The organism is Jatrophihabitans sp. sgz311053 (genome assembly GCF_056135305.1).
On sequence record NZ_JBWAXP010000005.1, the window covers coordinates 29,793 to 45,690 of the forward strand.

Sequence of the window (15,898 nt, forward strand, 5' to 3'; positions counted from 1 at the left end):
AGCCGGGGCCAGGGGTGCGCTGCGCTTGTGTGCGCGTGTGCGAGCCAGACCCTTGCGCCGTCAGATGGGGTGATGGGCGCGCTCAGCGCCGCGGGTCCGAAGCCAGCCAGGCTTGCAGCCCGACCGGGCCAAGGGTCTGCAGCCCTTTTAGCCCGCGTCGATCTTGCTGAGGGTGACACGGAATCCCCGTGACTGCAGGTTGGCTGCGATGTCGCGCAAGTTGACCTTGCTGAAGAAGGGCAGCGCGGTGACGAGTTCGCGACCGTTCCAGCGTTCGGCAATCGCGTAGGCGACTTCGAACTTCGATGTTTCGATGGCTTGGCTGGAGAAGAAGTCGAATCCGGTTCGGCCGGCGCACACTTCGTCGATCTTGTTCTTGGCGGCCAGACGGAACTCTGCGTTGGACTGCAGCAACTCCGCTGACACCAGTCCCTGGCTGAACAGATGGCTCAAGTTGCTGGATCCGAGATGGCGTTTGACGTGGATGAGCTGGCGGTCGGTGCTGAGCAGGTCACAGATCTCGATTGGTGTTGTCTTGCTGGTGGTTCGTACCGTCTGCCGGTCCAGCAGCAGCAGTGTCGGATCTAAGCGGGCGGCGTCCTCGTTGTAGGTTCTCTCGATCGTGTTGGGGGTGGTCGGCGGGAGGCTTTTCGTCGAGGCCGGGATAGCGCGGATGTCGGTGTCGAGCTGGGTGATGTAGTCGGCGCTGACGAGCCAGAACTCGCCTTCGTCCAAGACGTAGGTGTTGGAGTTGTGGGAGATCTCGGCGACCAGACATTTCCAGGTGCTCCACTGCTGCACGACGTCCCCGTCCTCGTCGAGGGCCTGGATCTTGCGTCGGCGCAGTGAGTCAATGTCGAGTTCGTCGGGGTCGAAACTGGATCGAAAGAGTCCGCTCAGGTAGTCAGTCAGCCGCAGATCGTGGTGAAGGACCGGTGCGTGCGCTCGGCCTTGGGGGCGGTCGAACGGGAACCGAAACCCGGCAACCCGGTCCCAATCGATGACCTCGGGGGCTGCCAGGCTGGTGCGGGTGGTGTCGCAAGCTCGAAGGTCCTCGAGGATCGCGCGCTCGAGTTCGGCGCGGACCTGCGGATCAGTCACCGGTTTCAGATCGTCGATCCAGCTGAAACGGTCGGTGTAGTCGATGCGGCGGCTGGCTAGCTCGATGTCGCGGCACAGTCGACCGATCTCGTCGATGGACACGTCCGCAGACAGCGACAGTGAGTCTCCCCCGCCGATTCTGCGTCCCCACGACGCGTGGTCTGCCGGCAGACCGTGGGCCTTGCTGACGACATCGCGCAGCCGGTTGACGTCGAAGACCTCGAACTCAGCCAGGTCACTGGCCTGGTCCCGGGACCGCAGAATCGTAGGTCCACGGCGTTTGCTGTCCACCGCACGCAGCCGGGCTGTGTCAGTGGCGCCGCGCGGATACATCAGGTTGAGCGAGGCCCGTAGCCCGTAGCCGCGCTCAAAGGCGTCGGGGCGAAGGAGGTGGCGACCCATCGGGCCGAAGGCGAAGGCGAACAGCACCGACCGCCGCCGATGGCGCGGCTCGCGGATGCGGACCACCAGCAGCGCCGACGGTGACCCGCTTCGGCCAAGGGCAAGATCAGCGAAGCCCCGCTGCAGGAACGGCACCCAGGCCGGCACGTGGGTCTGGGTCGGTGCCGAGTAAGCGACTGCCGTGAAGCCGGGACGCCTGAGCACCTGCGAGCGGATCACCCGGCCGGCCGTGTCCTCGGCCAACAGCGTGTCGAAGTCGGTCACCGCGACGCCGTCGATGAACGGGCGGATGCGGTAGCAGGTCAGTGCCGGCATGACGTTCCTCCGCAACAATGAGTCATGGTGGGCTCGGGTGTGCTGCCAGCCGAAGAGCAGGACGCCGCGAAATGGCAGGCCAGCCGCCCGGAGGCGTAGACCGCGTCGAGGGTGTCGCGGGTGTAGGCGAAGTCGTTGCGGGTCGTGGCGTCGCTGCCGTAGCGGTAGTGGGTGCGCACGCCCAGGGCGAGATAGTCGGCGTCGGCGATGATGGCGGCGCGGACCAGATCTCGGTAGATCGCGTTGCCGCGCACCGCCCGCGCGGACTCGATCTCCAGCACGACCCGATGCTCGGGGTACCAGCCGTCGATCTCCTGCCGCACCCGAACCGAGCTGTTGTCTCCGAACAGCACCGCCCGGTGGATCTTGTCGATGTCACGCTTCTTCCCGGCCTCGATGAGCCATCCCTGCCCGACCAGGGTGTTGCGCACGACCGCGACGACGGCGTCGCTGACCAGCACCGGGTGGGTGAGGGAGTCCAACGCACCACGGTGAGAGTCGATGGCGCTCAGGAACGGCCCTACCCGTGGGGCCGGGATGTGCTGACGCGGGAAATAGGCCCACGTCGGATAGCCGGCAGACATCGAGGGGGGCGTCAGCGGTGGTGCTGGCGGCATTGTGGTCACAGCCCGCCACGGCGTGCGACGTCTTCGCGTTGCCATGCTCGCTCGTCGTGGGTCGCGCCGTGATCGAGGTTCCAGCGGCTGTAGACGTCGGCAGTGACGTGAGGGTGGGCCGGGACGCTTTGGTAGGTGCCTGCCAGCCACAGGACAGGGTCGAAGCGGAGCCGGACGTCGACGATTCGGACGGGGTTGTGCAGTACGCGCGCGATGTGGCCGGTGATCGGGGCGCTGAGCAGCACCAGTTCATGGACGTTCGCCCCGCGTGCGATTGCGCGGGCGGCGACCTCACCGCCGTAGCTGTGGGCGAAGAGGGTCTGCACGCCGTGCGGTGCGATGTCGTAGCTCCAGTCAAAGAAGTCCTGCGCGGCCAGGGCCCGTTGCCGGTCGCTGAGAGCGCCGCTCCAGCTGTAGCGGGCGCCGCGGCTGAACAGATTCGGCCGGTGGGTTCGGAGGATGTGGTCGTGGAAGCCGCTGCCCGGCCGCCACCACGATCCCTTCCACCCCCAGGTGCCGTGAATCATCGTCGACACGACCAGTGCACCTGGCACAGTCGATCGTGGCGCAACAGGCGGCTCCGGTTGGCCGCCGCCGGCGGGAAAAAACGCTGCAGCAGCCAACTGCCGCACGATCGGATCCTCCGAGCGCAGGGCCCGGCCCAGCCGCCACCGGGCAAGTAGACCGATGAGGTAGGCGCTGTCGAGGTCGTCGTCCATGAACTCCGTCGCGGTCGAGAACAGGCTCTGCCACTGCCGAGGATCCCAGCGCAGGTCAGCGTCGCCTCCGCGTCGACCGCGCCGCCCGAGCCCATCGGGACCGTCGAGCCCGCCCCGGCCCGCCCCGTTGGTGTCGATGTCCTCATCGCCGATGTCGTCGTCGCCGATGTCGTCAAGGTCAGCGATGTCGAGGTCCTCGGCGCCAAGGGGCGGGAACGGCATCACCTCCGCCAAAAGTGTGGCGTCGTCCCAGAGACCGATCAGGCGTAGATGACGCCACCAACGATCGGCGCCAGTGCCGTCAGGGTCGGCCAGGCGGGGCGCGACGGCCTGCCACAACGCGCATGCCGATGCTGCCGATTCTCGCTCGGCGGCGCTGCCGAGCACGGCGAGTAGGAAGGCGACCATGTCGCGCGGCTGCGCGGTCTCGTTCAGTCGCAGCCACCGTTCCAGCCGCGCCCGGTGGAGATCACGGCCCGGGGTCAGCGGGTTGTCCGGATCGCGGCGGAACGGGTCGACCTGTGACTGGGGCCGGTCGGCTGCGATGACCTGAGGCGAGAAGCCGAGTTCGGTGAGCACCGAGGCGAAAGGACCTAACCGAGCGCTGGAGGTTCGCCACATGGTGGACAGGGCCGCGACCCGGCACACGTTGGTCGGCTCGCTCTCCCTCGAGCTGGTCACGCTTTCCGGTGACCGCGCCACCTCGAACCACTCCTCCTCCGAGGCGGGCCGGCTCATGCCAGCACCTTCAGCGCGTGCTCAGCGCCGACATCGACGTAACGCACCCGGACGTCCCTGCCACGCGGCGGGGCGAGCTGGGGCAGGGCGAGCTGTGGCGGGGCGATCTGCGGCACCGGAAGAACAACTGGGCGCACAACTGGGCGCGGATTGGGGCGGGCTGTGGTGCGCAGATAGAGATCGGCTCTCATGCGGTGAGCCGGTACCGGTTGAGACGGTCGAGCACGGACAAGTGGGCTTCCCATCCGTCGACGACGGGCACCTGTTCGGCGATCCAGACCGGGTCGGTCGGGGCGTGGGCCATCAGCGCTTACCAGGTCCCCGCCGGCGTTGGCGTAGGCACCGAAGTAGGCGCCGCCAGGGCTGCCGTAGCCACCGACGCGTGCACGAATGCCGTTCCCTGCCAGGACCCCTTTGACGACGTTCTGGGCCCAGACCTTGCATTGGCCGCCTCTGTACCCGTCCGGATATGAATGCGCCGTCGCGACGATCTGGTCGCTGGAGAAGCTGTAGGCCGCCAGCGCCGAAGGTGCAGTGCGCACTTTAGCCGCCGTTATCGAGATCAGCACGAGAATCGCGAGAGTGAGATACCAGTCAACCGATGCATGTGAGATGTCATGGTTATGCCCCCTGAAGCACGCTAGCCGCAAGAAATCCCGCCTGACGCTGAGCCCATGGCAAAGGTTCACGCTCATTCACAAGCGTTCATGCGTTCGCGATCCGACGCGAGGCGCAGTCAAGCGCATGCCTCGACGTTTTGCAAAGGGCAACTCGCCACTATCCGACAATCGCGACCCGATGACCACGACTCCGACATGAATTGACAATGTTAACGTCGCTTCGTCGACTCGGCTGCCCGTAACTGGCAGGGCCAGGCAAGGGGTCGAACACTGCGGACGCCGACCTTCTGCGAGTGCGTCAATCGCGCCGACCTGGCAGACGGCCCGCCCTTTCCACAGTCTCGCCGGCTCTCTCCCCGACGCCATGGACGGCACATCCCGCCCGCGCGCTCGGACCCGGTGCCGCTTGTTTCCTGCTGAGCCTCGACCGCGGCTGGATGGGCGCCCGAACCCCTGCCGACATCGTGCTCGCGACAGCGTCGAACGGTCGAGGAGCATGCGATGAGAACACCGCCCATGCGACGTCGGGCGGCCTGGCGCCGACTCGGCCGGCTCGGCCTGCGTTTCGTCGCCGACGGGCTCATCGGCCTCGGCATCTGCAGCGGGGCGCCGATTCCGGTCCCGCACTGGCCGCGTCCGGCACGGGAGGAACAGCCGCGCTGGTCCTCCGTGCCGAGGCACAACGGCATCGAGCTCAACGGGCACCCGGAGCGGCTGACCCGTCGACTCGCCCGGGAGGAACGCCACCTCCGCCGCATCGTGGGGGCACTTGGAGTCCCTGACTCTCCGGGCGTTCTGGATCGGCCGTCTAGCGACGCGCGCCATCGTCCATCGACCACCGGCACCTGACCCAACCTGAGGAGACTGACATGAATCGAGTGATCGTGATCGGCGGCGGCATTGCCGGGCCGGTGACCGCGATGGCACTGCAGAAGGCTGGTTACCAGCCGGCCGTGTACGAGGCCTTCGACCGGACTGCCGAGGGCGTCGGCGCGTTCATGAACATCTCGCCCAGCGGGCTGGACGCTCTGGCCTGCCTCGACCTCGACGACCTGTGCCGCTCCGTCGGCTTCCACACACCCGGCATGGCCTTCTACCGCCACAACGGCTCCCGGCTGAGCCCGGACATCCCCTTCGACCCCGACGGCGGCGCCGGGAATGTCACGGTGGATCGCTCCGCGCTCTACGTCGCCTTGCGCGACGAGGCCCAGCGGCGCGGGATTCCGCTGCACTACCGCAAGCGCCTGGTCGCGGCCCGCCCGCACGACGGCGGCGTCGAGGCGACATTCGACGACGGCAGCACCACGCACGGCGCTCTGCTCGTCGGTGCCGACGGACTGCACTCGCAGACCCGAACCATCATCGATCCCGACGCCCCGCCGCCCCGGTACACCGGGGTGCTGAACGCATGGGGCCGCGTCCGCAAGTACGACCTCACCGCGGATCCCGGCGTGATCCGGATGTTCTTCGGACGCCAGTGCTTCTTCATGTACACGCAGGCGCCGGACGGCGACCTGCGCTGGTACGCCAACCCGGTCAGCAAGCAACCCCCCGCGAAGCTCGTCGGTGGCGATCAGTGGAAGGCCGAGATGATCGAGCTGTTCCGCAAGGACAGGTCGCCGGTGGCCGACATCATCCGCGCCACCCAGGACCCGCCGGCACCGTTCCTGAACTGCGACCTACCGAGCGTTCCGCACTGGTACCGCGACAACATGATCATCATCGGTGACGCGGCGCACGCGGCATCACCGACCTCGGGCTCGGGCGCGTCGAAGGCCATGGAGGACGCCGTCATCCTGGCCAAGTGCCTGCGTGACCAGCCCAGCATCGAGCAGGCATTCGCGCTCTTCGTCTCGGTACGCCGCAGCCGGGTCGAGGCCATCGTCGCCCAGGGCAAGAAGAACATCGACGGCAACCAGCTCGGCCCGGTCAAGAGCCGGATCCGCGACTACTTCATCTCGAAGAAGTTCCGCGACGCCGTCGACAACGGCGCCGGCGGCAAGACCATGTGGACCCACGACCACCACATCGACTGGGACCGGCCGGAGAGCGCCGACGCCGCTTCCGACGCGACACCGGCGAGCAACCTCCGGCGACACCGGATCGCTGCCGGCCGCTAGCCGTCGCGCACCGCCCGCCGGTCCCCTCAATCGCGACACGCGCAGCCGAATCCGCGGGCCTGACAACTAGGACCAGAACTGACCTAACGGGCCTTTAGGTTCACAGATGTCGATCCGCACAGGTCGGACCCGCACTCGAGCGATCCCCTCTGATCCCTCCCACATCGAAAGGTCACGGCAATGACCACTACCCCAGGTTCAGCAGGCGCGGCAGCTGCGCCGCGACTCGGCATGATCCTTCTCGCCTGCTGCGTCGGGCAGTTCATGGTTGTTCTCGACGCCTCGATCGTCAACGTCGCGCTCGACCCCATCCAGAAGTCCCTGGACCTCTCCCCCGACTCCCTGCAGTGGGTGATCAACGCCTACACCATCGTCTTCGCCGGATTCCTGTTGCTCGGCGGACGGCTGGCAGATCTGTTCGGCAGGCGGAAGGTCTACGCAGCAGGGCTGATCCTGTTCACGGTGACGAGCCTCATCGCCGGGGTCGCCGGCAACGGCGAGTGGCTGCTGGTGGCTCGCGGCCTGCAGGGCCTCGGGGGCGCCATCCTGGCGCCGGCCACCCTGACCATCATCTTCACCTCGTTCAGCGACTGGACGGCGAAGGCGAAGGCTCTCGGCACATGGGGCGCGGTGGCCGCCGCCGGCGGGGCCGTCGGCGCCCTGCTCGGCGGCGTGCTGACCCACTGGGTCTCCTGGCGGTGGGTCTTCCTCGTCAACGTGCCCATCGGCATCGCGCTGCTGGTGCTGATCTTCGCCGTCATCCCGGAGTCGCGTAACGAAGACGCCGACCGGCGTATCGACACCTCCGGCGCGGTGGCCATCACCGGAGGCCTGATGGCCATCGTCTTCGGCGTCGTCGAGTCCAACAGCAAGGGTTGGAGCTCGCCGGAGACCGTCGTCGCGCTGATCGTCGGCGCGGCGCTGGTGCTGTACTTCGTGCTCAACGAGTGGAAGATCGCCAAGAACCCGCTGGTACCGCTGTCGATCTTCTCCAACCGATCGGTGACCTCGGCGAGCATCGTGTCGTTCACGACCAGTGCCTCGCTCGTGGCCGTCCTGTTCCTGCTCACCCTGCAGATGCAGTTCGTCTACGGCTGGAGCTCGCTGCAGACCGGCCTGGCCTACGTGCCCATGTCCGTGACGATCCTCGTGCTGGCCCGGGGGGTGGCCCCGCGACTCACCCAGGCGATCGGCGCCGGGCGAGTCCTCGTGCTGGGCGGCGTCCTGGCCGCCATCGGGACCGGATGGTTGGCCTTCGGCCCCCACAGCGGCGACTTCGTGAAGGACCTGCTCGTTCCGACGATGCTCTACGGCGCCGGCTCGGGCTTGACCACCGCCACCGTCACCGTCGCCGGCACCACCAATGTGCCGTTCACCCAAGCCGGGCTGGTCTCGGGTCTGCTCAACGCCAGTCGCCAGGTCGGCGGCGCGCTGTGGCTGGGCGTGCTGGCGGCCGTGCTGGCCACCTACCCGGCGAGCCTGCTGCCGAATGCGGCCTCCTTCGACGGATACCACCGCGCGTACCTCGTCGGCGCCCTGCTCCCGCTGATCGGAGCCTTCGCCGGGGTCTTCGTGCCCAAGAAGCAGGACGCCCCGGCCGGCTCGTGGGGAGGATCATCCAGCCAGACCGGCAGCACCTCGACCGGAGCGACCGCCGGCGCCAACTCGCCAGCGTCGCGCAGCACGGCCGACGCCACCACCTAGGCGCGGCAGCTGATCAGCGGTGCGCTCCGTCCGCCCTTCATGGGGTCGGGCGGGGCGCACTGTCGCGTCGTGACGTCGCCGCCAGCGCCAGCTGTCGCGAGCCATGTCACGTCGACTGCCCGCTCATTGAGGACCGAAAGCGTCCTAGATAACGCCGAGGATGAAAGCATGACGACGATTCGACCGTTCCGCATCGACATCCCCGAGACGCAGCTGATCGATCTGCGGGACCGGTTGACCAAGACGCGCTGGCCCGACGAGCTCGACGATGCCGGGTGGTCCTACGGCGTCAACCGGCGCTACCTGATCGATCTCGTCGAGTACTGGCGGGAGAGCTTTGACTGGCGGCGGACCGAGTCCCGGCTCAACGCCTTCGCGCAGTACGTGACAGAGATCGACGGCCAACAGGTGCATTTCCTGCACGTTCGATCTGCCGAGCCGAACGCCACGCCGTTGCTCCTGACCCACGGTTGGCCGAGCACCGTCCACGACTTCGCCGACATCATCGGCCCACTGACCGATCCTCGTGCGCACGGCGGTGATCCCGCGGACGCGTTCCACGTGGTCGCACCCTCGGTCCCCGGTTTCGCGTTCTCCGGGCCGACCCGCGAGCGCGGCTGGGGCGTCAAGCGCGTCGCCGGTGCGTGGCTGACGTTGATGAGCCGCCTCGGGTACGACCGGTTCGGCCTGCAAGGCGGTGACGTGGGCAGCCTCGTCTCGCCTGAGGTCGGCCGCCAGGCCCCCGAGCGCGTGATCGGCGTCCACGTGAACGCCCTGGTCAACGCCTCCACCACCCGCGACCCGGCTGAGTTGGACAAGCTGACGGCCGCCGAGCGCGAACGCTGCCAGGAGCAGGCACGAACCTGGCAGCGACGCTCGGGCTACGCCACCGAGATGAGCACGCGCCCGCAGACCATCGCCTACGCCCTGAACGACTCACCGACCGGCCAGCTGGCCTGGAACCTCGAGTGGTTCGTCGACTGGGACCCCGAGCTCAGCGATCAGAACCCGATCGCGTGGGACGACATCCTCGCGAACGTGACGATCTTCTGGGTCACACGCACCGCCGGCTCGGCTGCGCGGTTCTACCTCGAGATGATGCCCGACGCCTGGGGTGCGCAGCCGCCAGCCTCGACGGTGCCGACCGCCGTGGCCGTCTTTCCCGGCGACGGTGCGCTGCGCACGCTGGCCGGCCTGCACAACCGGGTCGTCCGCTGGAATCGATTCACCGACGGCGGACACTTCGCCTCGCTGCAGGCCCCGCAACGGCTGGTCGAGGACGTCCGATCCTTCTTCCGCGACGTCCGTGCAGGCCGCTTCGACGACCTCGAGCAGCCGATCGGTCATCACGACGCCGACGAGCGACGAGCTTCGTAGGCTGTCACGATGCTCGACACGTCCGCCCGGCTGCTCCGGCTCCTTGCGCTGCTGCAGCAGCGCAAGGAGTGGGCTGGTGCCGACCTCGCCACCGAACTCGACATCACCACGCGCACCCTGCGCCGCGATATCGACCGGCTGCGGGAGCTCGGCTATCCGGTCAACGGACGCATCGGCGCCGGCGGCGGCTACCAGCTCGGGGCCGGAGCCGAGATGCCGCCGTTGCTGCTCGACGACGACGAAGCCCTCGCTGTCGCCGTCGGACTGCAGTCCGGCACCACCGAGCCGGTCCACGGCATCGCCGAGGCGGCCCTGCGCGCGCTCGTCAAGCTGCGTCAGGTGATGCCGTCGCGGCTGCAGCATCGCTTCGACGCGCTGCAGATCGAGGTCGTCCCGGGTCGGCAGGCCCGTTCGGCGGTCGACGGCGAGGTGCTGACTGCGGTCGCCCTGGCTTGCCACCGCGACGAGCGGCTGCGCTTCGACTACCGCGCACGCGAGGGTTCGGAGAGCCTCCGCGACGTGGAGCCCTACTCCCTGGTCCGCGCCGAGTCCCGGTGGTACCTCGTCGCGTTCGACCTCGGCCGGGACGACTGGCGCTCCTTCCGGCTGGACCGCATGACGCCGAAGATCCCGACCGGACCGCGTTTCCGGCGCAGGCCGCTGCCCGCCGGCGGTGCGGCCGCTCTGGTCGCGGACGGCTTCCGTGCGTACACCTCGCAGGTGACGGCACGGGTGCTGGTGCACGGTCCTGCCGAGCAGGTGAGCAGCAAGACACCTCGGGACTGGGGCACCGTGGTCGCCGACGGCGATGCGCGCAGCATCGTCACGCTGCGGGGACGGTCGGCGGAGGACATCGCGCCGTGGCTCACGATGTTCGACCTCCCGTTCACGGTGCTCGATCCGCCGGAGCTGGCCGACGCGTGCCGGGACCTCGCCACCAGCCACCGGCTGCTGAGCGAACGATTCGACGCCGGCGCAGCAGGGATCGGCGGGAGCGCGCCATGACGACGGGCACGAAGATCCTCTCCCGGCTGGCGCTGGGGCGTGCCACGCTTGCACGCCAGCATCTGCTCGAACGCTCCGACCTCGATGCGTTCGAGATGATCGAGCACCTGGTCGGCATGCAGGCGCAGGCGCCGTGGCCGCCCTACGCCGGCTTGTGGTCGCGGTTGCGGGACTTCGGACACGACGAGCTGGCTCAGCTCCTGCTCGACCGCTCGGTGACCCGCATCCTCTTACAGCGTGGCACCGTGCACCTGGTCACCGCAGCGGACTGCTTCCTGCTGCGCCCGGTCGTCCAACCGGTCATCGACCGCATGTACGTCACCGCGCGCCAGATCGCCAGCGCGGGGGGACGGGACCCCGACGTCGTCGCCGACGTGGCGCGCGACCTGCTGGGCACGGAGGCGATGACGCCTGCCGAGCTCGGTACCGCCCTGGCCGACCGCTTCGGCGGCGGTGCGACCCGCGCGCTCGCAGACCTCGCGCGGGCGCGGCTGCCGCTGGTACAGACGCCACCTCGCGCGGTGTGGGGTCGCGGCGGTGCGACCCGGTACGCACTCGCGGATCGATACCTGTCCTGCGACGAACCCCTCAGCCGGACCCCTGATCGTGGCGACAGTCCGCTGCAAAGCGTGATCAGGCGCTATCTGGCGGCATTCGGACCGGCCACCGTCATGGACATCCAGGCGTGGTGCGGCCTGACGCGTCTGCGCGAGGTGACCGAGACGATGAGCGGACTGGTCACCTTCCGGGCCGAGGACGGCCGTCCGCTGCTGGACCTTCCGGACGCCCCACGCCCGGACGAGGACGTGGCGGCACCTGTCCGCTTCCTGCCCGAGTTCGACAACGTCATCCTGTCGCACGCCGACCGCAGCCGCATCATCGACGAGACACATCGCCCCGCCGTCTTCAACAACCGGGGCATGGTCGCCGCGACCCTGCTCCTGGACGGGCAGGTGGCCGGCACCTGGACCTACGGAGAGGACTCCGGTGGTGCCGTCATCACCGTGTCGGCTTTCGCCGCAAAGCTGACTGAGCAGCAGCGGTCGGAGATCGAGGCGGAGGGATCAGCCCTCGGCCGCTTCCTCAGCGCCCCGTCCGACATACCCGTCGCCGTCAGCCTCCGGTAGGCGACAGCACCCTCGCTACGCCGGGCCGCGCCGCCGTCAGCGGGAGCTCGCCGACGGCATCGGCGAGCAGGTGCAGCTGCTCGACGTCGCTCCCGCAGGCGATGAACACGAGCTCGTCGGCTCCGGCCTGCGCGTAGGCCGACACCGCGTCCCGGATGGCAGCCGGCGACGTCAGCGCGCTCTGCACGAACATCGCCGCCATCGGCCCCATGAAGGCGTAATAGCCGCCCAGGTGAGCGGCCGCCAACTCCGGGGCGTTCTCACCGAGCGCGTAGTAGCTGTGCGCCACGACCCGCGGCCTGCCGGCGCGTCCCGCCGCCTGCCAGACCGTGGCGGCCTGCGACGCTCGCGGCGCGAACATGGCCGGCGGGCCCACGACCACGGTGCCGTCACCCCAGCGGGCCATGCGCTTGAGCGTGGCGTCGGTTCGGCCACCGACAAGGATCGGCGGCGCGGTGGACAACGCCGGGGCGACGGTGCCCTCGGCCCAGAGCGCTCGCAGCTGCTGCAGTACCCCGTCGAGTCTCGCGCCGCGCCCGGCGAAGGCCGTACCGGACACCTCGAAGTCGTCACGGCGGGCACCGGCCCCCACACCCAGGGTGAACCGTCCGCCCGAGACGTGCTGGAGCGTGGCCGTCTGCGAGGCCAGTAGCGCCACGTCGGCACGCGCCGCGGCGATGAGAACCTCGCAGGAGAGCCTGATCCGCTCGGTGGCCCCGGCCACGGCTGCGAGGCTGAGCAGCGGCTCGGTCCCCGGCCAGCAGAGCCGATCACCCATGGACAGCGACGCGAACCCCGCCTCCTCGGCGGCGCGCGCCCACGCCAGCAGGTCGCCGCCGGCCCCGTCGAGGACCGAGTTGGGCAGGCCGACACCGATCTGCATCGTCAGCTCCCCAACGCCAGAGCGGTGAAGGCCCCGGCAGCCTTCTCGAACCGCAGGGCAGCGTGCGAGGTCCCGGTCGCCACGTCGCGCCAGCATCGGTTCAACGGACTGTGCCGGTCATGCGCCTGGGTGCCGCCGACGCTCATCACACGGTCCATGACGCGACGCAGGACCTGGGCTGCGAAGCCGGCGTCCCGTGCGTTGCGCAGCGCGACGGCCGACGCCTCACCGGCATCGAGGGCGGCGGCGATACGGTCGATGATCAACGCGACGGAGTCGAGCTCGGCGGTCGCGTGCGCATAGGTGTCGTCGAACAGCGCCTGCGCGCCAGGTGCCATCGCGGCGTGCCGACCACGCATGACGGCCTCGGTCATGGCGAGCGCGCCGCGAGCGGCCCCGAACGCCGGGATGATGCACGTCAGCCCGCCCACCGAGGGCAGCGGCACATTGTGCTGCACGACGGCGGAGGTCGCGTTGCGACCGGCGATCACCTGCGGCAGCGGCACCATCCGGTGTTCGGGCACGAAGACGTCGTCCAGCGTCACGCTGTGGCTGCCGGTGGCGCGCATTCCGGCCGTGTCCCACGTCCGTTCGATCTGAAGGTGCTCGCGCGGTACCGCGTGGAAGTGCGGCAGCGGGGAGGTCGGGCCGGGCTGGGGACCGGCGAGCACAGCCCAGTCGGCGAACTCGACGCCGCTCACGTAGTTCCAGCGACCGGACAGACGCACGCCGCCGGGCACCGCCGTCGAGGTTCCGGTCGGTACCAGCCCCGAGACGCAGATGCAGTGGGGGTCGGCGCCCCAGATCTCCTCCTGGGCAGGCGGCGGCAGGTAGGTCGCGAAGCGAGCGCTGTAGGCGAACATCGTGCCGACCCAGGACGCGGAGGCACACGACTCGCCGAGGGCGATCATCGTCTCGGATATCTCGGTGAAACTGCCTTCGCGTCCACCGAACCGGGCGGGTACGAAGTGGCCGGGGACCCCGGCCGCCACCAGCGCGTCGACGACGCGTCGGGACAGCACACCATCGCGGTCGGCTTGCGCGGCCTGCTCGGCGGCGACGGTGACGAGGTGGTCGAGCTCCTCGAGCGGGCGGTGGGCGACCTCTGTGATGCTCATGATCGTGTTCCTCCTCGGTTGCAGATGACGTATGGGGGCGTTACCAGGTGACCGGTAGTTCATGGACGCCGAAGACCAGGCCGCCCTCGCGGAAGCGGACCTCCTCGTAGGGCACCGCCAGGCGCAGGTCCGGCAACCGGCGGAACAGCGTGGTGAGACTCAGCTCCAGCTCGATCCGGGCGATGTCGGCGCCGAGGCAGAGATGCCGGCCGTGTCCGAAGGTGAGGTGGTCGCTGCGCCGGCGCGTGATGTCGAACTCCTCGGGGCGGTCGAAGACCGCGGGGTCACGATTGGCCGCGCCGGTGAGCGGGAAGACGCCTTCGCCGACGCCGATCTCCTGGTCGCCCAGCGACACGGGCGCCACTGAGACCCGGGGTGTGGTGATGTCGGTGACGGTGAGGTACCGCAGCAGCTCCTCGACGGCCGACGGCGCGAGGTCCGGGTTCTCCTGCAGGAGGCGCAGCTGCTCAGGGTGCTGCAGCAAGGTCAGCACGCTGAGCGAGATCATGCTGGCCGTGCTGTCGTGGCCCCCGTTCAGGAGCAGGCGGGTCATGTTCGCCGCCTCGGGGTAGTCCACCGGCTCCGGCCACCGCTGCATCAGGCGGCTGACGACATCGTCCTGCGGTTCGGCGTGCTTGCGCTTCACGATGTCGATGAAGTAGTCGTTCATCTCGGTGACCGCGGTTCGCCGCTGCTCGGCCGAGCTCTGCCCCCCGAACATCACGCGGGTGCGTTCCATCAGATACTGGATGTCGGCGAAGGAAATCCCGAGCATCTGGGTGATCACCGACATCGTCGTCTTCACCCCGAGCTCGAGGTGAACGTCGACCGGCGTGCCGTCGGCCCCTGCCTGTTCGATGCCGTCGACGAGGCCGTCCACGATGGCTTGAATCCGGGGGCGCATCGCCCGGGCCTTGTGATAGGTGAATTCGCCGGCGACCAGCTTGCGGTAGGCCCCGTGCACCGGCGCATCCATCACCAGCAACGACCCACCGAGCTTGATCTCGGACGGGATCGGGATGGGCGCCGGGTAACCCTCGTGCGCGCGATTGTTGCTGAGACGGTCGTCGTTCAGCGCGGCCTTCACCTGGTCGTACCGGGTGACAAGCCAGGCTTTGCCGCCCGTGGCCATCGGAGCCTGCACCGGACCCGGCTCCTCGCGCAGCTCGGTGTAGGTCGTCGGCATGGCGAACGGGCACGTCCGCGGATGCGGGAAGGTCTGATCGATCTGCTCGGTCATGAGACCGGCTCCCTTCGAGACGGTGGGACTGCGCGGACGGGTCCGGCCGGCAGCACGGAGCGGATGCTGGATGCGACTGGCTCGACCGTCAGGCCGGGACCGGCTGTCCCGCCAGCGCCTCGTCGAGCAGGCACTGCAGGGTCTCCCCCGGGCTGGGGCCGTCCAGGATGGCGCGGATCTTCGGGGCGATCGCGCCGTGGCGCTCCAGATCCACGTGGCCGATGCTCACCAGCGTGCGCTGCGGGGTGAGTGGGGCGAAGACGATGCTGACCCTGCTGGCGAGCGCATCGTCGGTGATCGAGCTGAAGTTGTCGCCGATCAGCCAGGACATCTTGATGTGGCGGTTGTCCTCCCAGACCAGGACCCGGCCCCAGTCGCGTTCGGTTCCGTCGGCGGACCGCTCGAACCAGCGACCCCCGACGAACGGCTCGAAGACGACGGCCTCGCGCTCGGCGGTGATCTTGTGGCTCTTCGGCCACCACCGGGTGGGCTGCCGGGTGACCAGTGCGAACGCCTGGTCGAGCGGCAGCGGTATCTCAGCGGACTTCCACACCGGAGCAAGCGAGTGAGGCGACTCCGGCGACGTCGTGTGCGTTGTCATGCGATCACAGTCAGCGCCGCCGTCGGAGTTCCGACCGAACCCGGACCGAGAGCCGATCGAGGCGCAGTGGAGTCGTGGCAGCTTCGAGCGGATCTCCGACAGCCGTGGATCAGCAGTCGAGACGAATGTTCTTCAGTTCGCTGCATCGCTTCCACAGACCGACCGGGCTGGTCAGCCATTGCCGTACCGCCAGGCCCGCTCGCCTCTCCTG

General features: G+C 68.8%; 12 protein-coding genes. 5 read left to right on the plus strand and 7 right to left on the minus strand.

The features are described from left to right. Positions 1-147: 147 nt before the first annotated feature. The 3 genes from AC0NZQ_RS21675 to AC0NZQ_RS21685 all read right to left on the minus strand — a co-directional run bounded on the left by AC0NZQ_RS21675 (position 148) and on the right by AC0NZQ_RS21685 (position 3,892). Positions 148-1,818: a DUF6119 family protein gene (locus AC0NZQ_RS21675; RefSeq protein WP_474532199.1), complete on the minus strand. Its 1,671-nt coding sequence runs from the start codon at positions 1,816-1,818 to the stop codon at positions 148-150. Then, a complete protein-coding gene (locus tag AC0NZQ_RS21680) occupies positions 1,806-2,300 on the minus strand; it encodes a hypothetical protein (RefSeq protein WP_474532200.1) in 495 nt (164 codons plus the stop codon). The genes AC0NZQ_RS21675 and AC0NZQ_RS21680 overlap by 13 nt, the downstream gene beginning before the upstream one ends. A gap of 140 nt (positions 2,301-2,440) precedes the next feature. Further along, positions 2,441-3,892, minus strand: coding sequence for an alpha/beta hydrolase family protein (locus AC0NZQ_RS21685; RefSeq protein ID WP_474532201.1), 1,452 nt, complete (start codon positions 3,890-3,892; stop codon positions 2,441-2,443). A 1,489-nt stretch (positions 3,893-5,381) separates the two neighbouring features. Between AC0NZQ_RS21685 and AC0NZQ_RS21690 the strand changes: the two genes are divergently transcribed. The 5 genes from AC0NZQ_RS21690 (at position 5,382) to AC0NZQ_RS21710 (ending at position 11,845) form a co-directional block, all read left to right on the plus strand. Further along, complete coding sequence (locus AC0NZQ_RS21690) at positions 5,382-6,632, plus strand: FAD-dependent oxidoreductase (protein ID WP_474532202.1); 1,251 nt, start codon at positions 5,382-5,384, stop codon at positions 6,630-6,632. A 180-nt stretch (positions 6,633-6,812) separates the two neighbouring features. Next, on the plus strand, positions 6,813-8,336 hold the full coding sequence (locus AC0NZQ_RS21695) for an MFS transporter (protein ID WP_474532203.1): 1,524 nt from the start codon (positions 6,813-6,815) through the stop codon (positions 8,334-8,336). 168 nt (positions 8,337-8,504) lie between these two features. Next, positions 8,505-9,713, plus strand: coding sequence for an epoxide hydrolase family protein (locus AC0NZQ_RS21700; RefSeq protein WP_474532204.1), 1,209 nt, complete (start codon positions 8,505-8,507; stop codon positions 9,711-9,713). Between the two features lie 9 nt (positions 9,714-9,722). Then, positions 9,723-10,718: a helix-turn-helix transcriptional regulator gene (locus AC0NZQ_RS21705; protein ID WP_474532205.1), complete on the plus strand. Its 996-nt coding sequence runs from the start codon at positions 9,723-9,725 to the stop codon at positions 10,716-10,718. Beyond that, positions 10,715-11,845 carry a winged helix DNA-binding domain-containing protein gene (locus AC0NZQ_RS21710; protein WP_474532206.1) on the plus strand — a complete coding sequence of 377 codons (1,131 nt, stop codon included), beginning with the start codon at positions 10,715-10,717 and terminating at the stop codon, positions 11,843-11,845. The genes AC0NZQ_RS21705 and AC0NZQ_RS21710 overlap by 4 nt, the downstream gene beginning before the upstream one ends. Here AC0NZQ_RS21710 and AC0NZQ_RS21715 read toward each other — a convergent pair. The 4 genes from AC0NZQ_RS21715 to AC0NZQ_RS21730 all read right to left on the minus strand — a co-directional run bounded on the left by AC0NZQ_RS21715 (position 11,832) and on the right by AC0NZQ_RS21730 (position 15,687). After that, the gene (locus AC0NZQ_RS21715) at positions 11,832-12,728 is read right to left on the minus strand and encodes an LLM class flavin-dependent oxidoreductase (protein WP_474532207.1); all 897 of its coding nucleotides are present in this window, start codon (positions 12,726-12,728) and stop codon (positions 11,832-11,834) included. The genes AC0NZQ_RS21710 and AC0NZQ_RS21715 overlap by 14 nt on opposite strands. Before the next feature lie 2 nt (positions 12,729-12,730). After that, on the minus strand, positions 12,731-13,846 hold the full coding sequence (locus AC0NZQ_RS21720; protein WP_474532208.1) for an acyl-CoA dehydrogenase family protein: 1,116 nt from the start codon (positions 13,844-13,846) through the stop codon (positions 12,731-12,733). A 40-nt stretch (positions 13,847-13,886) separates the two neighbouring features. Further along, the gene (locus AC0NZQ_RS21725) at positions 13,887-15,086 is read right to left on the minus strand and encodes a cytochrome P450 (RefSeq protein ID WP_474532209.1); all 1,200 of its coding nucleotides are present in this window, start codon (positions 15,084-15,086) and stop codon (positions 13,887-13,889) included. A gap of 88 nt (positions 15,087-15,174) precedes the next feature. After that, positions 15,175-15,687, minus strand: coding sequence for an SRPBCC family protein (locus tag AC0NZQ_RS21730; RefSeq protein ID WP_474532210.1), 513 nt, complete (start codon positions 15,685-15,687; stop codon positions 15,175-15,177). Between the last annotated feature and the right edge of the window lie 211 nt (positions 15,688-15,898).